The following is a 22,537-nucleotide window of genomic DNA, read 5'->3' on the forward strand; positions in this document are numbered from 1 at the left end:
TCACATTTCTGGTCCATTTTAATATTCTTGCTAATCACCTTTCTATGGGACACCTAATTCCTTAAATGAGTTTAAAACAGGATATTTTCTTTGGCTTGAAACGCATTTCTTGAAGCCAATTGCGTTATCACAGGCTTTGTAAAAAAGGTTGGGTAATTTCTGAATACTGGCCTATGATCCGGTCGGCCAGTTGAAGTTTATCAGGGTGTTCAGAGTTGGTAATCGCAATACACTTCATGCCGGCGGACTTTGCCGATTTCACGCCGTTTTCAGAATCTTCGATCACTAAACAATCTTCGCTTTTCACTCCCAGCTTTTCAGCGGTCAAGAGATAGGGTTCTGGGTCAGGTTTTCCGTTTTTGACATCTTCCGCAGTGACTATCGTTTTAAAAAGGCCGCCGATATCGAGCTGGGTCATTACCGTTTCGACCTCATTGCAAGTAGAACTGGTCGTAAGAGCCAAGGTATAGTTGTTGTGAAGTCTTCGAATTAATCCGACTACGCCTGGGTATATTTTCAGATTGTCTTTTATTAATTCCAAATAAAATGAGGTCTTTACGGAAATCAAATCTTCGGTAGTTTTTCCTTTGATCTGAAACTCAGCCATCAATTCTTCGAATGCCGTGATATCCGGTCTTCCTAAACAGTATTTCCTATAAATTTCAGGAGTGATCGCTATGTCCACTTGATCGAATGCTTTTTGGGTCGCCAGTTCGTGACAATCTTCGTCATCGGTTATGACGCCGTTCATATCGAAAATTATAGCGGTTATCATTACTACGTTTCTTGAGGTCTATCCGATTATAAATTCACGACTTCTCCCGTCTTTGCAGATTCGTAGGCCGCATCTACAATACTCAAGACAATCTGACCTTCTGACAAACCGGGATTCGGTTTTTTATTGTCTTTGATGGATGTCATAAAATGTGCCATTTGTCGGTTGTAGATGTCCTGATCGCAATGCTCCTTTCTTTCCGGAAAATCGGGAATGATTTTCTCGAAGGACTCCTCCCCTTTGGTTATTTTCAAAAAGGTGGGGAAAAGGTTGGCATATCCCTTGGTCCCGAATAGGCCGGCACCCGCTTCGGGACCGTCCATATGGGGCTGCCACCAGCCGCTTTCGATGATGCTTTCCGTACCATTGTCCCAAGTGATGACTATAATCCCGGTATCGTCAACGTCATAATCCCCGAAGTGTGTTGCGATGCGGGCGTAGACTTTTAAGGGGATTGGGTCGCCCAACAGATATCGAATGGTATCGATGGCATGTACGCCCATATCGGCCAAGGCACCGCCTCCCGCTAATTTCTTTTTGGTAAACCATCCCGTTGGCCCCCAATTCTCATGGATGCCATAGCCCTTGGTCTTGAAAATCTTTCCGAGTTTCCCAGAGGAAATAGTCTCCTTTACATAATTTACATCCGTATCGAAGCGCCACATGTGCCCGACCATGACCGATCGATCGTATTGCTTGGCAATTTTTTCAATTTGGTGACCTTCCGAGGCATTTATAGCCATGGGCTTTTCTAAGAAAACATGCTTCCCGCTTTCTAGGAACTTGATAGCGTAAGGCGCATGGAATTGATTCGGGGTACATATTACCACGGAATCAATGGCATCGTTCGCCACTATTTTTGATATATCGGTAAAAGCGTTTTCGATATCGTATTCCAACGCAAATTTCTGAGCGCTTTCTATTTTGGTGGTCACAACCGCAGCAATTTGAACGTTCGGTAACGCTTTAAGCGCCCGTGCGTGGTAGTGGGCAATGAAGCCGGCGCCGATAATGGCTACTTTGATTTTATCCATGGAAAAATTTAATTTGGTAAGAGGTTGACACATATTTCGCCCATATCCTTTTTAAGGATTGTCCGTATGGATTCCAAAAATTGGAAATTACAATTATCATGTCACTTCGAGCGCTTCGATTGCGCTCAGCTTGACAAAAGCCAGCTTTCGGCATTATCATATATCTTCTTTATCGCCGTAGCGATAAGGTCCATATCCCCTCGGTTTCCCAATAATATTTTGTGATGTAGGCAGACGGATTCCTCTTTAAAGATACGTTCACAGACCGGCAGCGAAAAACGGGTGGGGTCGATAGCATCCCAGTATGCCTCGTTTAATTTATGCCGTGCGGGTTTGGTGTGCGGCACATATAACGGACAGATGTTCAAAGGTTCATAGCAGGCATCTACCTTAATACCCAGTTCAGCTTCCAGCGCACTTCGGAATTTTTCGATGGGCAAACCCTTAAATTGCTGTTTATGGTACCGGAAGGCAAAATTGAAATAGGCCTTTTTGGTCTCCCTGGCATCTCTTTTTAGGGGAGCGACACCGGGAATTTCCTTTAAAAGTCCGTTAAGATAGGCTCCATTGGCATCTCTAATAGCATTTTGTTCGGGCAGTCGTTTTAGACCTTCGACTAGAATGGCCGCTTGAAATTCGGTAATCCTTAGGTTGCCCGACTGAATGAAATTACCGTCGTCGCCATAATCACCGATACCTTTGTCGACTCCGATGAGGGAGTCGCCCTCAGGTCTACGACCACAGTTTCGTAGGGCATCCAGTTTTTCCGCCAAATCTGGGTTGTCAGTGGTCATGGAGCCGCCTTCACCGGCAGTCAAATGTTTTGAAAGTTGAAAACTAAAACTACCGACATCTCCTATACTACCCGCTTTTTTGCCCTTCCACTCGCCCCCGTGCTTATGGGCGCAATCCTCTATGACATACAAATCATGTTTTTTGGCAATTTCCATAACGGCATCCATCTCGGCAAAGGCTCCGTACAGGTGAACGGGAATGATGGCCTTTGTTCTTGGGGTAATCGCTTTTTCGATAGCCGCGGGGTCGATGCACCAAGTATCCTCAAGCACATCGACCAGAATGGGCGTCGCATTGACATCGATGACAGTTGCGGCAGTGGCCTGCCAAGTCAGACCGGGCACGATAACCTCATCGCCGAGACCTATGCCCATTGCCTCCAAGGCGAGTTGCATGGTCAACGTACCGTTTACTGTACAAATGGCATATTTAGTGCCCGTAAACTCGGCAAAAAGTCGGTTGAACTCCGTTTCCTTCGGCCCGTTGTAAGACCATACACCACTGTTCAGGACCTCGATTAACGCCCGTTCTTCTTCCTTGCCCCAAATCGGCCATTTCGGCCATGGATTTGCGGTCGTATCACAACAGGGCTTTCCGCCTTGAATCGCTAATTTTTGCATAATTGATTGTGTTTAGATTCCAACCTTCTACCTTTAATTCTGCCGCTGCCGAACCTGCAAAAGTAGTCCGTAAGGTTCTTCTTTCACCGGGCAGCAAACTGATAAAGTTATCCTCCCAAAAAATGGGAAGAATAATTTCGCCAGTATCTTTTTCGATTACTTTAAGGTTGATCAAAAAGGCGATGGCTTCGCCTGTATTTTTTACTATAGCGGTCATGGTCTGTTCTTCCACATCCTTTTCAACATTATATGATACCTCTAAATCTACTTTGGGTAGGGTGTTGAGCAAGTTTAAATCCGCATAATGTTTGCTTGGGGTATGATAGGCGAATTCGCCTAAATCCGCAGCGTAATCCAACGTTTCCTCTTGGGTGGACAGCCAATAGAAATTACTGCTGATTTCCCTATTATGTCCATCCGACAAACGCAAATCCAGGAAATAGGTGGTCGATAAGGTTTTAAGAGTATTTATTTTGAATAGGGGAATGGAACTGTCGGCAAGCGCATCGAAAGACAGATTTTCTTCCAATACCAGTTTGGAATCGATATCGTAAATGCGGATATGTGCTTTGAGATCATTAACCTTATGAAAATTGTCATTGATTGCATAAACCTGATGGTCGCCATAGTTGTATACCAAATGTAAGGGTGAGCAGGCTTTTTGTGTCGCATAAAACGCCCCGGTGGGCATTAAATAATAATCGTAGAGCTGCCAGTACATTTTGGGCCAAGCCGCATTCAACATCCATTGGATGATGCCGGTGCATTTACTTTTATTGACCTGAAAAGCCTCGAACATTGGACGCATCAGTTCATAGTTCATGGCCTGGGCTTTTTTATCGAACTCCTCTATGGAATGAGGTCGGCCGTAACGCGCATCCATGGCTTCTATAAAACGATTTAAATCGGAGAACTCGTAGCGCCCGCAGTGGTACTCCCAGATGTCGTTGATCGGCCATAATTTATTTTCGGGAATGAATTTTTTCAGACTATCCAACTGGGGGATTTGCGCGCCCGGTCCCGTTTCGGTATTGAATCCGTAGGCGCCGCCAAAATTGGTGTCCGTAAACCAGTACACAGGGGCGGTATAGGCATAGGGACCCAACATTTTCACTCCCGATGAACCGCTGATTTCACTGACCACGGCTTCGCTGCCGATTACATGCCGGTCGCTACCGACACCTCCTGTCGAATTCAGATAGGGTCGGGTCGGGTCGTATTTGGCGAAGGTTTCGATATATTTTTGCTCCAAGGATCCGATCGGCACTTTGTCACTGGCGACTGTCCAAACAAAGATACTGGGATGGTTGCGCAACCAAATTACCTGATCTTCCCAAGCTTGTGCCACATGTTCGATATCCTCGGACTTGTACACCCCGCCGAAACGTTCGTCGACCGGAACGCCCATGTGGATTTCATGCTCCCAATGACAGCTCCATCCTACCATCAGTAAAATGCCATGTTCATCGCACAGGTCGTAAAGTCTGTGATCTTTCCCCCAAATGCCTTCGAGACGGATGCAGTTGAGATTCATCTGTTTGACGTATCTGACCTGTGCTTCGAGATTTTTATCCGAGTTCCTTAGGAATAGGTCATCGGTCCAACCCGCACCTTTGATCAGCACTTTTTGTCCATTAATTTTAAACCCGCGGTGGATATTGTTCAGCCAATACTCTTCGACCTCTCTTATACCGAACTTCGTATATTCAACGCTTGAAATCTGCCCGTCGACAGTAAACTCCAATTCCAATTCATACAGTTCGGGGCTTCCGAAATGGATTGGCCACCAAAGCCTGGGGTTTTCTATGGCCAATTGCGGGAATTCGGCAGCCGTAAACTCGACCGGTATTTTCTTGTTTGCCGGAACCGTTATTTTATGCTCAAATACGGTGGATTCTATCGTTCCCTTTAAAATCCCAGAGATAGGTTCACGGGTATCGTTTTTTAATTCGGCGGAAACCGTTAGTTCGGCACGCTTCAAAGTTTTTAGGTCTACCTTGGTCTGTATAAAAGGATTTTCAATTCGTACCCCTTTATGAAGTTCTAAGGTAACCGGTCTAAAGATACCCATATTGCCATCGGGAGGGGCAGGATTCCAGTCAACAAAACCCGTACTGAAATCGCCAGGTTTTGGTGGAACAATTTCCACCGCCAACATATTTTCCCCTGCAACAACATGCTCGCTGACATCGAAAGACGTGCGCCGATAGGCACCATTTATCTTTTTGATATCCGTTATCTGTCTCCCGTTGAGCCAAACGTTCGCTTTGTAGTTTATGCCATCGAAATACAAAGCAGCTGATTTTTGGGACTGCAGATCATCAAGTGTGAAATGGGTCGCATACCACCAAGGCACCGTAAAATATTCAGTAGGAATCGCTTTCAAATTATCCCCAAAATAAGGGTTTTCGTATATTTTATTGGCGACCAAGGCACCGAGAACGGTTTCCGGCACATTTGCGGGTATCCAAGTTATCTTCTCATGGTGCAAGGTCGAAATAATCGCCCCCCTTTCTCGAATTAATTTTGAGGTTTGTATTTTCCAATTGTCCGATAGACGTATCTTGATACTCTTCTTCATATCTATATACAAGTAGGGTCAGTTAATACTGAGCCTAAAATCGAGTTTTTCGTCATTTGCCCCTATTATTTCGTTGTTATTTAACGGATTAGCCCATTATGTTTGCCGAAAACCGCTTAAAAATCCTAAAACTTTTGATTTCCATTTGGTACTAACATGCCCTAATTTGCTTCTTCGGGCTTATGTTTTTTCAATGTATGTGTCGCCTTCCATAACATGCCGCCGCCTATGGTCATCAAGACCAGACCAGCCACCATATCGGTCATTTGTTGAATGAAGGTTTCGGTAAAGACCATAGCAAAGGTTATGATGATTCCGAAAAGGAATATAAAAACCCCCAAGGCTCGGTTTATTTCCGCCGTTTTAATTTTGCCCGTTCGCTCTGCTTCGTTCATAATCATTTAAATTCAAAATTGGTAATACACGCTCGCCAAGACAGCCAGCACCGCCAATGACCAAAGTTTTAAATTGTTCCACCAGTGGCGATCCTCTTTAGCAATGCCTTCGTAGACATAGTCGTTTGGCAGTATGAGAACCAGTGCGCCTATAACAAAATAGAGCCCAAAAAATATCAGTTTTGCCGTTTCTGTGGAAATTCCCGAAAGCCAATCGAAATTCAACATATCACAAGGTTTTGTTTTTGGTCACAATTTTTGAGCTGAACACCAAGCCATCCAGTTCTGCCTTCGTGTGTTTTTTGGTCAATAGGCTTACAACTACGTTTACGATAAAGGCCAATAAAAACGACCACCACGAAATATAGAGAAAGGGATCTTCTATGGTAAAGAACCCTGCCTTGAACACATTGAGAAAAATGGCAAAGCCGATACCTATGACCAAAGCCGAAAGTCCGCCCCATTGGGTACTGCGTTTCCAAAAAATTCCCAATAAAAGAATGGCAAACAAAGGCCCTTGAAAATAGGACATAAACGTCTGTATGGCAACGTAAATCCCCGGGAAATCACTGCTTATCGGTGCCGTGGCGACTCCAAGACCCAATAATACTAAAGTGGTTATCTGCCCCACCTTTAAATAATGTCGATCATCGGCGTTCTTTTTAATGAAAGGCTCATAGATATCCTTTGTAAATAAAGTAGCGGTGGAATTCAGCAAAGAATCGACGCTTGACATCAGGCCTGCGAAAAAAGCGGCGAACATCAGGCCTACCAAACCCGGTGGCAATATGGTTTTGATCATCATCGGTAGGGCTTGATCTCCATCGGCCAAATCGGGGTGCACAACAACAGCCATAAGACCAGGGAACAAAACCAAGATGGGAATAAACATTTTCAAGGCCGAACCAAAGATCATACTGGCTTTGGCGTGCCATTCGTTCTTGGCCGTGAGGCAACGTTGCACGATAGACTGGTTGCCGATCATATAGGCGTTGGCCATGACAAAGGTTAGTCCGAATAAAATTCCGGTCCACGGAAAGGGCGATTTGGTATCAATAGGTCGAATAATGTCAAAATGGCTTTGATATTCCGGGCCCATTGTGCCAATTTTTTCTACCATGTTTTCCCATCCACCGACGGCATCGAGACTAAGAAATACCAAGGCAAACCCACCGATGAACATAATAATCATTTGTACGACGTCGGTCATGATTACCGCTGTGATTCCCCCGAAGTAAGTATATAAACCTACAACTCCCGCAGTGGACAAAATCGATATCCAGATCGGCCAGCCCATCAATACGTTCAAAAGCACGGCGCTGGCCCAGAAAAGTACGCCCAGGTCAAGAGCAAAGAAAAGAATCCAAGTTGCGGAAGCGATGGTGCGTACCGATTTATTATACCTTCTTCCCAGGTATTCGGGGATGGTGTACATACCTCCCCGCCAGAAATAGGGAATAAAAATGAAGGCCGCCAGCAACATAGCCGGAACGGAACCCACCCAATCAAAATTACCGACCGCAATTCCGTAACGATATGCTTGTCCCGAGACTCCTACAAAATCCAACGCGCCGATATCGGAAACCACAATCGACATCCCGATGGCCCAAAAGGGCAAGCTTTTACCACCTAGAAAATAATCTTCGGAACTGCTTACGAATTTTTTAAAATAAAGCCCTAGCAAAAGCATACCGACGATATACGCTATAACTATAAAATAATCGATTCCGGATAACATGGTTTGTTTTTGGTTGCAGTTGCAGTTGCAGTTGCAGTTGCAGTTGCAGTTGCAGAAAATAAAAACCTAAACCAATAAGGTTTAAATCTTTTTCCTGTCTTTCGCAATTGTCAATGGTCTACTGATTAGTACAAATTAAACCGAATTACCACTAAATCGCATAGTAAATCTTATTGCCTTTGCATGGAATATCAACCCAAATCTTACGTTGACTTCCGGTAACCTATAATTAAGGTAAAAATTCATCGGTAGCAAGAAATCATATCCTCTTACCGTATAAAGAGTTCGTTGCAACAACCAAAAACGGTTTGCATTCAACAGTATACCGTGCTAACACTATTTTAACCTAAAAGTTACATTTAAAAACAAAAGATAGGTTCAGGGACAAAATATCACCTATAACTAATAATATACTGTATGTTTTCCCAAAATTTTTAACATAGCTTTGAACAGCACTAACTGCTTAATCAAAACTAACAGCCTTATGAAAAAAAGAAACTTGCCATTTTTGACGCTCTTTTTCTTCAGCATGGTCATTGGCACTTTATCTGCCCAACAAGAAGTTACCGGAGTGATCAAAGACAATACAGGAGAAGTATTGCCCGGGGTAACGGTCTTACTAAAAGAAACTGTTACAGGGGTAACTTCCGATTTCGATGGAAACTACAGCATTTCGGTGCCGAACAACTCAGCGGTACTGGTATTTTCATATTTGGGGATGTCAACCCAAGAAATAGTGGTAGGCAATCGCTCGACCATCGACGTTGTTCTTGAGGATTCATCACAAGAACTGGACGAGGTCGTGGTAACGGCATTAGGTATTTCAAGGGATAAAAAATCTCTAGGTTATGCCGTAAGCGAGGTGGGTGGGGATGCTATTGACAACGTTCCCCAAGAGAACGCTTTGAACGCCCTTTCGGGGAAAGTATCGGGGGTGGCCATCAACTCCACGGGGGCTGCCGGTGCTTCGGTAAGTATGGTAATTAGAGGTTCTACCTCACTTTCTGGCGACAACCAACCCCTATTTGTTGTCGACGGCGTGCCTATTTTTAACACCTTGAATAATGTGGGAGGCGTTGGATCGGACAACCGGGTCGATTATGGTAACGCCATTTCGGACATCAATACCGACGATATCGCAAGTATGACCGTATTAAAAGGAGCCAGCGCCGCAGCCCTCTATGGATCAAGGGCCGGTAATGGGGTTGTTCTGATAACAACCAAATCCGGTAAATCACGCAAAGGATTGGGTGTAACCGTAAATTCCAGTACCGTTTTTGATATTCCTTATCTTTACTTGGACACCCATACCAAATATGCTGCCGGTTCGCGGCCCTACACCCCGGATAACTTCCCTACAAACCCCTACGGTGCGATTCAGATCAGCGAGACCGCTTCCGCCTGGGCCGGACCCGCCCTAAATCAAGGCATCAAGGCCATACATTGGCCCTATACGGCCCAGGAATTGGAAAGTGGAATACCCGTGGCCCGCGAGCTCCGTTCCCATAACAATGCGCGAAACTTTTTCAATACCGCCGTTACCACGGCCAATAATATCTCGATACAAGACAATACCGAAAAGATTAATTATCGTCTTTCGTACAATAATCTGAAGAATAAAGGATTTATCCCGAACACCGACCTGAACAAGCATAGCATCAACCTGAATTCATCAATAAATCTGAACAGCGCTATCTCTGTAAGCTCCAGTTTGAATTATACCAAGACCTATTCGGACAACCGGCCGGCCGGAAACCGGGGCGCCAACCCCATACAGGCGATGTACGAACTCGCGCCCCATATCGATGTTCGGGACCTTAAACAATACTGGTTGCCAGGATATGAGGGCCTTTTTCAAAACTCGCCGTTTGAGTTTGGGGATGATCCCACCGAGACCGAATGGAACAATCCCTATTTCTTGGCCAATGAGGTAAATAATGGGTTTGTAAGAAACCGTTTTTACGGCAACGTAAGGGGTGATTGGAAGATTACCGACGATTTCTCAGCCATGGTACGCTATAATTTTGACGAAATCAACGAACAGCGGGAGACCAAAATATCCAACGGCTACACCAATGAAATCAACGGAGCCTATGGCATTACCGATCTCTTCCGCAAAGAAATCAATGTCGATTTTTTGCTGACCTATGACAAGAAATTCGATGATTGGGACTTTAGCGTGTCGGTTGGCGGCAACCAACGAAAATTTGACGCTTCCACTGTAAGTAACGCTACCAAAAATAGGGGACAAGGACTTTTAACGCCTAATCTATTTACGTTGACCAATATTGCAGCGAGCAATCTAGACTTCAGATCTAGCCAACAGGAAAAAAAGGTAAACAGTTTATACGGTTTGGCGAGCATCGGTTTTAAGGATATGTTCTATTTGGATGTCACTGGCAGAAACGATTGGTCAAGTACCTTGCCCGATAGCAACAACTCTTATTTTTATCCTTCGATATCGGGAAGCCTTTTATTGAACAACACGTTCAATATGGGTAATAAAGTGTCATTGGTCAAGCTTAGGGCCGGCTACGCGGAGGTGGGCAACGATACCGACCCCTATAATCTGCAACCCATTCTCAATAGTGGTGGTGCTTGGGGAAATGCCTCACTGCTTTCGGTACCCGGCAATCTTTTGAATGCCGAGTTAAAGCCTGAATCACAAAATTCTTGGGAAGTAGGTGCCGATTTGGCCTTCTTCGGCAATCGCCTGCGTTTGGACGCTACCTACTACGAAAGTGACAACCGGGATCAGATATTTCCTGTAAACAACCCGATTTCTTCGGGTTACGAAACTAAATTTATCAATGCCGGCCTGCTTTCGAGCAAAGGTGTAGAAGCCGGGCTAAACGGTACCATTGTGGCCAGTAACGATTGGAATTGGGATATGGGCTTTGTCTTTACCAAAAACCGCACGAAAGTGGTAGAATTGGCCGACGGCATGAATTCGATAACCTTATGGACCGATGCCAAGGGTGGCGCCATTACCTGGCTTGGTGAAGAGATCGGGAACATTGTCGACCGCAAACTGGTACGGGTAGAAGACCCTAATTCACCCTATGACGGTTGGCCCATCATAGATGACGAAGGTTTTGAAAACAGTGATAGCACGTTGGAAGACGAAGACGGAAACCGGGTCGCCCCCGTTATCGGCAACTTTAATCCTGATTTCATATTGGGTATGACTACTTCGGTATCTTATAAAAACTGGTCGCTTTCCATGAACTTCGATTGGCGCAAAGGCGGGCAGTTCGTTTCACAGACCCACCGGTATGGGGAGTCTGATATGCATACCCAGCGCTGGCTCGATAAATTGCACAACTTTAACGATGTAGGCGATCTTCCTACCTATTTAAAGGAAAATGAAGGTGAATTTTTAACAGAGGATGGCGAATTCTACGTACTGGTCGGTGGGCCTACCGCCGAAGAAGGGGGCTTTCCGGTCGACGATGGGGGCATTACCCTGAGCGACGGGGTCTTTATGCCTGGGGTGCAAGGAGAGTACGACGACAACGGAAATTTTGTGGTGACCACCGAAAACCTGGGCGGGCCAGGTACGGCCTATACCCGGTATCAAGATCATTATGGGTGGGATTTTACGCGGACGTCCCTTTTTGATTCCGATTTCGTAAAGCTTCGTGAAATATCATTGTCCTATGCGTTGCCATCGCAAAGCCTAAGGCAGATCGGAATTCAGAACATGACGATTTCGCTATTCAGTAGAAACCTGATACTTTGGACGAAGGCCGGTATAGGTATCGATCCAGAAATGGCCTTTCAACCCGAATCGGAAACCCAGGGCAGAAGCGGTATTCAGTTTAAGCAAGGCATCGAACGTTTCAATGTAAACCCTTTTGCCATTCCCATCGGTTTCAAGGTCAACCTTAGTTTCTAAATGAGACCTAACATACAACGCAATACAATTATGACTATGAGAACTATAAAAAAATTAATAGGGACAGTCTTGGCAGTGTCCTTCTTTTTGGCATTATCCTGCGACAATGATATTACCGAAATCAACAAAAACCCCAACGGAGTCAATTTAGAGGAAGCCAACCCAAGTTTTCTGCTTGCGGAGGTAATGGCCAAAACCGCCAAGGACGTTGGCGAAAAGGGCTATGCCGAACCCTTGGCCGCTTTTGTGCAGTACGTGCAGAAAGATTCTTGGGGCAACAACGAATATGATTGGGAGGGCAGTGGCTGGGAAACCTATTACAACAATCTACGAACTGCCGATCTCGCCTACACCCGTTCGTTGGAACTCGACATGAAATTCCATCAGGCTGTGGCTATGATTATGAAGGCCCATTTATTTGGCCTATTGACCGATTTTTATGGAGATGTACCCTATTCCGAGGCCTTACGGGGCGATACCGATATCAATCTGCCGAAATACGATGCGCAAGAAACCATTTATAAGGGGATAATTGCCGATTTCGAAGCAGCTTCTGCCCTTTTATCGGGTAACCAAGGTCAACTTGAGCCGTTTATTTCCTCACAGGATATTTATTTTCAAGGGGATTCCGAAAAATGGATCAAATATGCCAATTCGCTGACCCTGCGCTACTATATGCGGCTTTCGGAAAAAGATCCTTCATTTGCAAGTGCCGGCGTTCAAAAAACCTTGGCCAAGCCCTTAATCGCCAGTGTTGATGAAGAACTAGCCGTACCCTATGTTGGTGTGAGTCCCGACGATTCACAACCGAGCAACGGCAAAAGTGGTACCCCCTCAAATTTTACCCGGGTAAAGCCCTGCCAAACCCTGGTCAACGTATTGGACGGGCTGAATGATCCTAGGAGGGAGGTTTGGTTCGCCCCCGTAGCCATTCCCATTAAAGTGGTCGCCCCGGCAGAAGTTCCTGGAGGTGGAGTCGACGTCTTGGTCAACGGGGTTCGCTATATCAACTCGGATAGCTTGGCCGACAATTTTACGATTTATACTCCTGAAACCTGGTTTCAAGACCGGTTAAACGGCTTGACGATGATAGATACCAGTTCGGTCTATGTAGGCATTCCGGTATCGAATCAAGGTACCGAGCCATACACATATAACCTAAACCCGCAACCGACGCAAGGGGGCGACAACGTACATGTTTCCGAAATGAACGCCCAATTCAACGAAGTGGAAGGCCCGAACCTAAAAGCCCGCATTTTAACCTATGCCGAAGTCTCTTTCTTAAGGGCCGAGGCAGCATTAAAAGGATGGGGACCTGATGCGGAGGAAAATTACAACAACGGCATACAAGCTTCGTTCGATGCCTGGGGCATAGGCGAACTTGCAGCGGATTATATGGACAATGACGGAGTGGCCTTCGATGGCTCGCCGGAACAGGTAATGGAACAGAAATGGATCGCGAACTTCTCCTCCGCCTCTGAATCGTATATGGATTGGCGAAGAACGGGCCTGCCCGATCTTAAGCCCGGCCCTTTTGCCAAATCCGATGTTATTCCTGTCCGTTTCGTGTACCCGGACAACGATCGCAATTTTAACCGCGAAAATTATAATGCCGCTTTGGAAAGCCTTCAAACGACAGAATATACCGATGACGTGCCCGGATATGTTGAGAACGACACGCCGTGGTCCAAGCCTTGGGTTTTACAGGGCGTTACGGCGCCTTGGTGATGAGATACCAAATTTCTGAAAAATCCCAAAAACGGTATCCCGAGCGCAGCAGAGGGGCGAAATTCTCCCCGGAATTTCGGAACTAAAAAATGGAAAATACGGGGTTCCGATGATTATGGGTCAAAACATATAATGGTCGAATAACAGGGGGTTATTCTATTTGCTATTATTTTTAGTTGAGTTAGCTTAAAATTACCCGGGGAGACTCGGGTAATTTTTTTAAAAGGAGGATCTAGATTCATGAACAGGAAATTGTTAGAGTTGTTTTTAACGGTTTTGTTCCTATCCTGTAACGGGAAACGTGGGGTTAGTTTGGACTTATCCCAAGCCAGCCTACTCATTTCGCCAGCATGGGAAGAAACTTTCCAAAACACTACGGAGACCATTTTTTCGGAGGAAATCGGGAAACGGACAGGCCTAAAGTTCGACCGCGCCGATGTTTGGGATACGGATACCATAATCGCCATAGCCATAAGCGGGGAAAGCGAACTGTACGGGAGGTCTGTGCCTGCCCGAATCAATACGCATCCCGAATATCAAAAGGAAGGGTACCGTTTCGTACACGAACGTAAAAACGGCAAAGATGTGCTTTGGATTATCGGGGCTGACAAAAGAGGGGTTTTGTACGGTATCGGCAAGTTTTTACGTACCGCCTACATGCAACGGGGTCAGTTATCCATTTCCGAGGATGTGGACACCTCCGAATCGCCCAAATATGCCCTTCGAGGCCACCAGTTCGGTTATCGAGATACCGCCAATTCATGGGATGCTTGGACGGTCGACCAGTTCGACCAACATTTTCGGGAACAGGTGCTGTTTGGGGCCAATAGCTTTGAGAACATTCCCTTTCAAGATCCCGGCTCGAGCGTCCATTTTAAGGTCGATCCGCAGGAAATGGAAATCCAACTGAGTAAAATATGCGCCAAATACGATACCGATTACTGGGCCTGGACCCCAGCCCCTGAAGATTTGACCCAAAAAAATGCCAGCGAAGAAGGACTTCGCAAGCAAGAGGCTTTTTACGCCCGCTGTCCCAGATTGGATGGGGTTTTCGTGCCGGGCGGCGATCCGGGAGACAATCATCCCTCCGAATTGATTCCGTATTTAAAATCCCTTTCGGTTCTACTTAAAAAGTACCATCCGGATGCTGGAATCTGGGTCTCTCTGCAAGGCTTTAACAAGGAAAAGACTGATTATTTTTTTAAGTATTTGGAAGAGAATAGCCCAGATTGGCTTACGGGATTGGTCAATGGGCCCAGCAGTCCTCCTTTACAGTATGAACGAGACCGTCTTCCCAAGAAATACAAATACCGTTTTTATCCCGATATCACCCATACCGTGCGCTGTCATTATCCCGTAGAAAATTGGGATCAGGCCTTTGCGCTGACCTTGGGGCGCGAACCCTGCAATCCGCAGCCTTTTCGCTACACGGAACTTTTTCGTCGGGACGTTCCGATTACCGATGGTTTTATCACCTATTCCGACGGTTCCCACGATGACATTAACAAGGTGGTGTGGAGCCAACTGGGGTGGGATCCGAATAAAAATGTTGGGGATATTGTGACGGAATACTGCCACTTTTTTTTCGGTCCGGAAGTCGCGAAGGCTTCAGCGGACGGCATATTCGATTTGGAACAAAACTGGGACGGTCCGATATCGGAGAACGAAACCATCGAAGAAACCTTGACGCTCTGGGAAAAGCTGGAAGCGGAAAATCCTCAACTTCAGGATAACTGGAGGTGGCAACAACTGGTCATGCGGGCCTATTACGATGCGTACGTTCAAACCCGTCTTGCCTACGAGAAAAATCTGGAACAGCAGGCCTACCAGATGCTTGCCGATGCGGACAATATAGGAGCGGACAAAGCGATGGACCATGCTTTAACACGCCTGCTTCAAGCTGACCGGAAGCCCGTGGCATCATCCCTCAAAACAAAGGTTTTTCAATATGCCGAAAAACTATTCCATTCGATAGGGGCACAAACCGGCGTAGCAAAATATGGCGCGAAAAGTCCGGAAAGAGGAGCTATTCTAGATTTTATCGATTATCCTTTGAACAACAAATGGTGGTTGGAAGACGAATTCAAAAAAATCAGGGAATTCAAAACAGAGAAAGAGAAATTGGGCAGGCTCGAATTTATAAGAACCTATGCGTCGCTTGGACAAGGCAGCTTTTATGATAATATTTCAAGTGCCGATGCCAAGCACGTAACTTCGAAAACCGACGATGCTATCGATTATTTGTGGGAAAACGACGGTTTAAGCAGAAAACGGCTGTCCACACAACTTTTCCAATTTACGCCGACCTTGGAATACGACGAACTTGACCCCGAAGCAGATTATTTGATACGGGTTTCGGGATATGGGGAAGCGCTATTGCGAGCGAACGGACAGCGACTAAAACCGACGAAATATGAAAAGGGATACGAGCAATTCAAGGAATTTCCGCTACCCAAGGATTTGATAATGGACGGGAAACTAAAAATAACTTTCGACAAACCGGATGAAGAGCATTTGAACTGGAGAAAACAATCACGGGTCACCGATGTGTGGCTATTGCGGCAATCCCCAAAAACTCGATAAAAACCAAAAAATCCTTATATTTATAATTCAAGCATAAACCTATGAAACCAATCGTACAGATCTCTCTCGATTTAACAAACATTGACGAGGCCTTGGAAACCGCAGCCCTGGCCATACGTGCAGGGGTGGACTGGCTTGAAGCCGGAACGCCGCTTATTTTGGCGGAAGGCCTGCACGGGGTGCGAAAATTACGGGAGGCCTTCCCTAGTGTGCCAATAGTGGCCGATCTAAAAACCATGGACGGGGGCTATCTGGAAGCGGAAATGATGGCCAAGGCCGGAGCGACCCACGTGGTCGTCATGGCACGGGCCCACGAGGAGACCATAAAGGTCGTGGTGGAGGCAGGAAAGGATTACGGAATAAAGGTGATGGGCGACAATCTAGGCTGTGAAGATCGTATCGAAGGTGCCAAATGGCTCGAGACTCTCGGCTGTGATTACGTGATCCACCATATCGGCTACGACGAACGACGCGGAATAGCCGCACAAGGACTACGAATGCCTAGCCCGCTAGATGAACTTCGGGAAGTGGTACAAGCAGTAAATGTTCCCGTACAAGCGGTTGGTGGGTTGACCTTGGAGCAGGCCATTTGCTGTCCGGAATATGGGGCGCCGATGGTGGTCTTAGGTGCGCCGTTGACGATAGACGCCGATGCCTTTAAGACCGCCGATGGCGATCTGGAGGCTTCCTTACGTCTGATCTGTGAAAAAATTCATGCGTATGGAGAGGTTTCAAAATAGGATGAAGGAAGCTGGTGAGTTATGAGTTAAAAATTAGTCACAATTCGTGTCTACACTTGACACTAATTCCCACCAATTCTTGAAAATGGTCATTTTGCAAAATAAAAAATAAACTATGAAACCCACAGCCGTAGTAAACTTCGCCCCCAAATCAGGGAGTGTGGAACTCCGTGAAATCGACAGACCTTCCATCGGAGAAGAAGACGTTCTCTTGGAAGTCGCCAACGTAGGGGTCTGTGGTAGCGATCTTCACCAATGGACCGCCGACCATAGCTGGCCCGTGAACTATCCGGTCGTACTTGGCCATGAATTCGGGGGCCATATCGTCGAATTGGGAAAACGGGTTAACGGATGGCAGGAAGGCGACCGGGTCGTCAGCGAGACCGCGGCGGTCATCGACCCCAACAGTCCGCTTACAAGACAGGGACTCTATAATCTGGATGCCTCTAGAAAGGGATTCGGCTACGGGGTCGACGGTGCCATGACCCGTTATGTAAGGGTACCGGCCCGATGCCTTCATAGGGTACCCGAAAACCTGCCCTTTGAACAGGCCTGTTTGACCGAACCTTGTTCCGTGGCCTATAACGCCGTGGTCGTGAATTCCAAGATTGCACCTGGCGACCGTGTAATCGTACTCGGACCGGGAACAATCGGTATTCTCTGCGCGGCCATGGCCAGATTGTGCGGGGCCGAGGTCGCTATTGTGGGGCTCGAGGCCGATCGTACCAGACTCGAAATCGCCCGACAATACGGATGTGACCCGATTGTACGGGATGCAACGGAATGGGCAAACAAACAAGATGGACTTGGGGGGGATTGTATAATCGATGCTACCGGTGCCAGTGCCGCTTTGCAAACCGCACTGCAACTGGTGCGACCCAAAGGCCATATCACCAAAGTAGGCTGGGGTCCGAAGCCTTTGAATTTTTCATTGGATGCCCTGGTACAGAAGAATGTTACCCTTCAAGGAAGTTTTAGCCATAATTGGCCGATATGGGAAAAAGTACTATCACTTTTGGCTTCGGGCCAATTGGATGTCAAGCCCATAATAGGAGGCGTTTGGGGGCTCTCCGATTGGCATGATGCTTTTGAGGAAATGCATTCGGGCAAAGTGGTAAAAAGCATTTTAAAACCGGAATGAACCACCTCGTCAGAGCCATCAAGGTATCTGAAACTTGACCCCCGAAGTTTCGGGGCTTCAAGAGCCTAGAAACTAGATTGTTCTTGGCTCTTGGTTCTTAGGTCTTGATTCTTCGTGCATCTTGATTGTCTGGATGCACTTTCCGAGGCTGAGTCACCTTCAATTCTATTGAACAAGAAGTTATGCGTCTACAACAAAAATTAATATTGATAACCGGTGGATATACGGGCATCGGTCGTGCGATTGCCATGCGTTGCGTTGCGGAAGGCGCCAAAGTTGTGGTCAACGGCCTTGACGAGTCCAAGGGTCATACCTTGGTCAAAGAATTGGGCTTCGAAAATGCGTTACACCACACCATCGACATTACCGATCCGGATGCCCCGGAACAATTGGTAAAGATCGCCCTCAAGAAATTCGGAAAGCTGGATGCCGTGGTCAATAATGCCGCTATGGTATCGTCATCGAATATAGCGACCACCGATAGCGCGTTTCTACAGCGCATGCTCGCTGTCAATACCATCGCACCCCTTGCCCTGATCCGAGCCGCCCTGCCCCATTTGGCAGAAACCCGAGGCAACGTATTGAACATCGGCTCTATCAATGCCTGGTGCGGCGAACCCGACTTGCTGGCCTATAGTATGTCAAAGGGCGCACTGATGACCATGAGCCGTAACCTGGGGGATACGCTGTTTCGTGAAAACGGCGTGCGCGTAAACCAGATCAACCCAGGTTGGGTGCTGACGGAACGGGAAGTAGTTGACAAAAAGCAACAGGGCATGCGCGAGGACTGGTACAAAGACCTACCGGACATCTTTGCCCCTGCGCAACGTATTTTTTCGCCGGAGGAGATTGCGGCCGCTGCCGTTTATCTGCTTTCTGACGAATGCGGGCCAGTGAGTGCTCAAGTAATTGAACTGGAACAATTTCCCCTTATCGGCCGGAATCTTCCCAAGAAATGGGAGGGGTCGCATGAAAGAGAGTAAATAACAAAATATGCCAAAACTAGCCGTATTCCCCAAAGCCTTTATGCAGGCGCTCTGCAAAGACGGTACGATGAAACTTACCGAATGGATTGATTTGGCCTGTGGTTTGGAGGTCGATGGTCTAGAATGGTACGCAGGTTTTTTGGAAATGGCAGACCGTTCGCAATGGACCGGCTTTCGTCAACAGGTGGAAGATGGCGGAAAGGTCATTCCCATGCTCTGTTGCTCCCCTGATTTTACCCATCCCGATAAGGCCTACCGCCAAAAAGAAATCGAAAAGCAGATGCATTGGATCGAGATGACCCATAGTTTGGGCGGTTCGTATTGCAGGGTGCTCTCGGGACAAAGGCGCCCACAGCTGACCATGGACGAGGGCATATCCTTGGCGGCGGAGTGTATCGAGACCTGTCTGCCCAAAGCGGAAAAATTGGGTATCACCCTAATATTGGAAAACCATTACAAGGACGATTTTTGGGAATATCCGGAATTTGCCCAGAAAATGGATGTTTTTTGTCGCTTGGTCAATCGAATCGACCACCCCAATTTCGGGGTCAATTACGATCCGAGCAATACTTTTTTGGCGGGCGAAGACCCCTTGGAACTACTCTATCGGGTCTCCGACCGCGTAGTCACTATGCACGCCAGTGACCGTTACCTTATCGAAGGAACCATCGAAGATCTAAGAAAGGAAGAGGGCGGGGCCGTCGGCTATGCCCAACGCTTGCGCCATGGCGAAATAGGAAAAGGCCTCAACGATTACGATGCCATATTTAAGGAGTTGCATCGGGTAGGCTTCGATGGCTGGATCAGTATCGAAGATGGGGTAGACGGCATGGAACAGCTCGAACGTAGTGTTGGTTTTTTACGCAAGAAAATAGTGGAGTATTGGCATGATTTTAGTTGATACCCTACTCTTAATCAGTGCCGATAGGATGAAAATGATTTCGACTACATCGCTTTGCGGGCTTTACCTTCGTGCACCGGCCCTCCAATAACTCCCAAATACCGCCCCATCCAATAGGGCAACAACCAGATATCCCCAGCAGAATATTCTTCAGTGCCATCACCGCCTAACTTATCCAATTGGAACATGTTGGCGTTGTGCCGCTGAATACGCCTTTCGTCGGGGGGCAGTACTTCGCGGGTGGTCTGCTCCCTGAAGTTCGGGGCTATCATTACAATGTCCTTTCGATGGCTGTTCTCAATGTCCCAAGTTATCAAGTCCATAGGATGTTCCCGAAGATACCATACGGCTTCGTCCAAATCAAATTCGGGGGTGCCGGTGAGTGCGGTCATGATATTCCATAAACCTTCCTTTTCGGGGCGCTCGATTTCCCAATGGTCGATAATCGCCTTTTTATATTTAGCTTTCAGGGTGTCGTTAAAGGCATAGTTGTACAATCCCCAATAGCCCACAAAATACATTTCATCATCGGAATGGTTCCAGGATTCGGACAACATTTTGCTCCAGTCATCGGCATCATCAGGTGCATTCGCTACTTTAGCCATAGGGTACATCAAGTTTTCGAGATACCCGTGATTCTCCATCAGGTCAAAGGCTTTTTCCTTGTATTTCTCTTTGCCCGTAAAATGGTACGCGGTCTGAAGCATTCCGATAATATTCGAGGAATTTATTTTGCGGTCCCCGACCATTTTCGGTCTTGAGTTGACATACTCGGGGTTCCATCGGCCCCAGGTGGTCGGTTTGCCATCATAATCGACCATGTACAAATCGTTCCGAACGACATGGCTCATCAAAGTATCTATAAGAATAATCGCGCGATCTTTCAACTCGTTGTCCATCAGTTCGGCCATGGCTCCATAAGCGAAAATATGGCCAATGGCCTCGTCACTGCTGGTAGTCGCCTTCCAGTCCCACTCTGGATCCGAGCTGTTTTGCCACCGCTCTGGGTCGTGCAGCACATCGATATAGCCGCTGCGATCGAACGATCGGGACGGGAATCCAGGAACAGGGTTGATACTAAACAAACGCTCCATGGCATCCATCGATTCCCGACAGTTTTGCAGGGCTTCCTCAGATCCGGTAACTGCATACCGAAAAACTTCTCCGGCAAGGTACATGGTCGTCCAAAGTCCATCATTATCGGAATCTGAAAGCCTTCCGGAATCAATGTCCCCATTGTCCAAATCTACCAACGAGGCGTTGAAGCCATAACGGATATGCCTGTCGCGCACCTGTTTCTCGTAGTATTGGGCTTTATCAAACAGGGTCATTTTCTCAAATACGATCTGGCCCAGGCCGTTATTTGTCAATATCAATATGGAACCATCGGTACCTTTTGAAATATGTTCGACCCTGTTGCTGGGCAACCAGCGTTTGCCGTAGTAATAATCGATGCCATCTTCCCGCAGTTTGAACGCGCCTTGGGTCGAGCCGAACCACAATTGGCCGTCGATCGTTTCCACATCGGTAATTTCCGTGGCAGGGAGTTCGATATGCCTATCGCCGATTTGCTTTCCCGAAGACGAATCCACAACCAAATAGCCCGAACTTGTGCCTATGATCAAATCGCTGTTGTTAAATGCAAACGCGGTAAAAGCATCTCCTTGCATCGTAGTTTTAAATTCATTCGTGACCGTGTCAAAGTTCGCCACTGATTTTTCGCCCAAGACCCAAAATTTCTTGCCGGTCTTATCATAAAGAATATCTTTTATGGTATCGTCCATCAATTCCCCGTTCCATGTAACCTTTGATTTTGACAAAAACTCAAGTGAGGCACCATCGCTTATCATAAAATCGAAACCCTCACCAGAAGTAACCATATATGCTTTTGGCAAATCGTGCTTAAGATAAAGGGTGCCGGCCCACGCATTGCTAAAAACCGCGGTATCGTCGACGTAGACAAATTGCTCTTGGTAAACGCACATTCCCTTGACATTTTTATCGGTAAGTGGCCGGTAGGTTTTGTCTTTGACCAACTGACCGGGATATAAAAACTGGCCGTCGTGCGTACGAAGAATACCTTCGGACGATGCGACCTGGATTACGCCATTTCTATCCATAAAAACTTTGGATAGGGTGGTGTTTTCGTCTTCACAATCGTATTTGATGGCATAATCCTGAAGGTAAGGCACATCATCATAAACGGGCATTGCCGCAACGGAGTCCGTTTCCTTCTCGGTATGGGTACAGGATAGGGATATAACTGTGATGATGGCAAAGAGGAAAAAAGGGTTCGGATTTTTCATCTATACTAAGGCTTTGTGGTTGGTTTTCGTTGACCATTATGGGCATAGCGGCACTATATTCAAACAAATTAACCGAATAAAAAGGTAATTTGCTTCTGCTATTTTACAGGGTTTGCGTGGTATTTTGACCGGATATTGGTGTTAAGCCGGAATTAGGGGTCAAAAAGTTAGGATAGTTGAAGTTCGGCAAGTGAACTCATCTCGAGTTGTTGTTTGGAACCGAGATTTTTTGCTTTTGTGTTCTGATGAAGGATTTTTGGAGCAGCATAGTCATAATTACGGTGCGAGAAAAAGACAAAATTAGGGCGCAAAATGT

General features: G+C 46.7%; 15 protein-coding genes. 7 read left to right on the forward strand and 8 right to left on the reverse strand.

The window, feature by feature from the left end; all coding sequences use genetic code 11:
* Positions 1-127: 127 nt before the first annotated feature.
* From BLT07_RS17860 to BLT07_RS17890, 7 genes are all read right to left on the reverse strand, one after another.
* A complete protein-coding gene (locus BLT07_RS17860) occupies positions 128-775 on the reverse strand; it encodes an HAD family hydrolase (protein ID WP_091872840.1) in 648 nt (215 codons plus the stop codon).
* Positions 776-801: 26 nt separating this feature from the next.
* A complete protein-coding gene (locus tag BLT07_RS17865) occupies positions 802-1,809 on the reverse strand; it encodes a Gfo/Idh/MocA family protein (protein ID WP_175455360.1) in 1,008 nt (335 codons plus the stop codon).
* A gap of 125 nt (positions 1,810-1,934) precedes the next feature.
* Positions 1,935-3,224, reverse strand: a complete 1,290-nt coding sequence (locus tag BLT07_RS17870; RefSeq protein ID WP_091872848.1) for a DegT/DnrJ/EryC1/StrS family aminotransferase — start codon at positions 3,222-3,224, stop codon at positions 1,935-1,937.
* Complete coding sequence (locus BLT07_RS17875; protein ID WP_091872851.1) at positions 3,184-5,805, reverse strand: glycoside hydrolase family 2 protein; 2,622 nt, start codon at positions 5,803-5,805, stop codon at positions 3,184-3,186. Before BLT07_RS17875 ends, BLT07_RS17870 begins: the two co-directional genes overlap by 41 nt.
* Before the next feature lie 161 nt (positions 5,806-5,966).
* Positions 5,967-6,200 (reverse strand): manganese efflux pump, encoded by a 234-nt coding sequence (locus BLT07_RS17880; protein WP_091872854.1) that lies wholly within the window; start codon positions 6,198-6,200, stop codon positions 5,967-5,969.
* A 12-nt stretch (positions 6,201-6,212) separates the two neighbouring features.
* Positions 6,213-6,428 (reverse strand): hypothetical protein, encoded by a 216-nt coding sequence (locus BLT07_RS17885; protein ID WP_091872858.1) that lies wholly within the window; start codon positions 6,426-6,428, stop codon positions 6,213-6,215.
* A gap of 1 nt (position 6,429) precedes the next feature.
* A complete protein-coding gene (locus BLT07_RS17890) occupies positions 6,430-7,938 on the reverse strand; it encodes a sodium:solute symporter family protein (protein WP_091872861.1) in 1,509 nt (502 codons plus the stop codon).
* Between the two features lie 484 nt (positions 7,939-8,422).
* Here BLT07_RS17890 and BLT07_RS17895 point away from each other — a divergent pair, with 484 nt between their 5' ends.
* The 7 genes from BLT07_RS17895 to BLT07_RS17925 all read left to right on the forward strand — a co-directional run bounded on the left by BLT07_RS17895 (position 8,423) and on the right by BLT07_RS17925 (position 19,915).
* The gene (locus BLT07_RS17895) at positions 8,423-11,836 is read left to right on the forward strand and encodes a SusC/RagA family TonB-linked outer membrane protein (protein ID WP_091872865.1); all 3,414 of its coding nucleotides are present in this window, start codon (positions 8,423-8,425) and stop codon (positions 11,834-11,836) included.
* A gap of 36 nt (positions 11,837-11,872) precedes the next feature.
* Positions 11,873-13,564 (forward strand): SusD/RagB family nutrient-binding outer membrane lipoprotein, encoded by a 1,692-nt coding sequence (locus BLT07_RS17900; RefSeq protein WP_175455361.1) that lies wholly within the window; start codon positions 11,873-11,875, stop codon positions 13,562-13,564.
* 240 nt (positions 13,565-13,804) lie between these two features.
* Complete coding sequence (locus tag BLT07_RS17905) at positions 13,805-16,147, forward strand: hypothetical protein (RefSeq protein ID WP_091872873.1); 2,343 nt, start codon at positions 13,805-13,807, stop codon at positions 16,145-16,147.
* 41 nt (positions 16,148-16,188) lie between these two features.
* Complete coding sequence (locus BLT07_RS17910; protein WP_091872878.1) at positions 16,189-16,887, forward strand: orotidine 5'-phosphate decarboxylase / HUMPS family protein; 699 nt, start codon at positions 16,189-16,191, stop codon at positions 16,885-16,887.
* A gap of 115 nt (positions 16,888-17,002) precedes the next feature.
* Positions 17,003-18,028 (forward strand): zinc-binding dehydrogenase, encoded by a 1,026-nt coding sequence (locus BLT07_RS17915; RefSeq protein WP_091872882.1) that lies wholly within the window; start codon positions 17,003-17,005, stop codon positions 18,026-18,028.
* A 182-nt stretch (positions 18,029-18,210) separates the two neighbouring features.
* Complete coding sequence (locus tag BLT07_RS17920) at positions 18,211-19,011, forward strand: SDR family NAD(P)-dependent oxidoreductase (protein WP_091872886.1); 801 nt, start codon at positions 18,211-18,213, stop codon at positions 19,009-19,011.
* Positions 19,012-19,021: 10 nt separating this feature from the next.
* Positions 19,022-19,915, forward strand: coding sequence for a sugar phosphate isomerase/epimerase family protein (locus BLT07_RS17925; protein WP_091872891.1), 894 nt, complete (start codon positions 19,022-19,024; stop codon positions 19,913-19,915).
* 44 nt (positions 19,916-19,959) lie between these two features.
* Here BLT07_RS17925 and BLT07_RS17930 read toward each other — a convergent pair whose 3' ends face one another.
* On the reverse strand, positions 19,960-22,221 hold the full coding sequence (locus BLT07_RS17930; RefSeq protein WP_091872894.1) for a ligand-binding sensor domain-containing protein: 2,262 nt from the start codon (positions 22,219-22,221) through the stop codon (positions 19,960-19,962).
* Positions 22,222-22,537: the final 316 nt, after the last annotated feature.

It is taken from the genome of Pricia antarctica (assembly GCF_900101815.1).
Taxonomy (GTDB): domain Bacteria; phylum Bacteroidota; class Bacteroidia; order Flavobacteriales; family Flavobacteriaceae; genus Pricia; species Pricia antarctica.

Bases quoted from the DNA above. Each gene is read 5' to 3' on its own strand.
- BLT07_RS17895 (WP_091872865.1), top strand. From the start codon at position 8,423: ATGAAAAAAAGAAACTTGCCATTTTTGACGCTCTTTTTCTTCAGCATG.
- BLT07_RS17930 (WP_091872894.1), bottom strand. From the start codon at position 22,221: ATGAAAAATCCGAACCCTTTTTTCCTCTTTGCCATCATCACAGTTATA.
- BLT07_RS17925 (WP_091872891.1), top strand. From the start codon at position 19,022: ATGCCAAAACTAGCCGTATTCCCCAAAGCCTTTATGCAGGCGCTCTGC.
- BLT07_RS17900 (WP_175455361.1), top strand. From the start codon at position 11,873: ATGAGAACTATAAAAAAATTAATAGGGACAGTCTTGGCAGTGTCCTTC.
- BLT07_RS17885 (WP_091872858.1), bottom strand. From the start codon at position 6,428: ATGTTGAATTTCGATTGGCTTTCGGGAATTTCCACAGAAACGGCAAAA.
- BLT07_RS17910 (WP_091872878.1), top strand. From the start codon at position 16,189: ATGAAACCAATCGTACAGATCTCTCTCGATTTAACAAACATTGACGAG.
- BLT07_RS17860 (WP_091872840.1), bottom strand. From the start codon at position 775: ATGATAACCGCTATAATTTTCGATATGAACGGCGTCATAACCGATGAC.
- BLT07_RS17870 (WP_091872848.1), bottom strand. From the start codon at position 3,224: ATGCAAAAATTAGCGATTCAAGGCGGAAAGCCCTGTTGTGATACGACC.
- BLT07_RS17865 (WP_175455360.1), bottom strand. From the start codon at position 1,809: ATGGATAAAATCAAAGTAGCCATTATCGGCGCCGGCTTCATTGCCCAC.
- BLT07_RS17905 (WP_091872873.1), top strand. From the start codon at position 13,805: ATGAACAGGAAATTGTTAGAGTTGTTTTTAACGGTTTTGTTCCTATCC.
- BLT07_RS17875 (WP_091872851.1), bottom strand. From the start codon at position 5,805: ATGAAGAAGAGTATCAAGATACGTCTATCGGACAATTGGAAAATACAA.
- BLT07_RS17915 (WP_091872882.1), top strand. From the start codon at position 17,003: ATGAAACCCACAGCCGTAGTAAACTTCGCCCCCAAATCAGGGAGTGTG.
- BLT07_RS17920 (WP_091872886.1), top strand. From the start codon at position 18,211: ATGCGTCTACAACAAAAATTAATATTGATAACCGGTGGATATACGGGC.
- BLT07_RS17890 (WP_091872861.1), bottom strand. From the start codon at position 7,938: ATGTTATCCGGAATCGATTATTTTATAGTTATAGCGTATATCGTCGGT.
- BLT07_RS17880 (WP_091872854.1), bottom strand. From the start codon at position 6,200: ATGAACGAAGCAGAGCGAACGGGCAAAATTAAAACGGCGGAAATAAAC.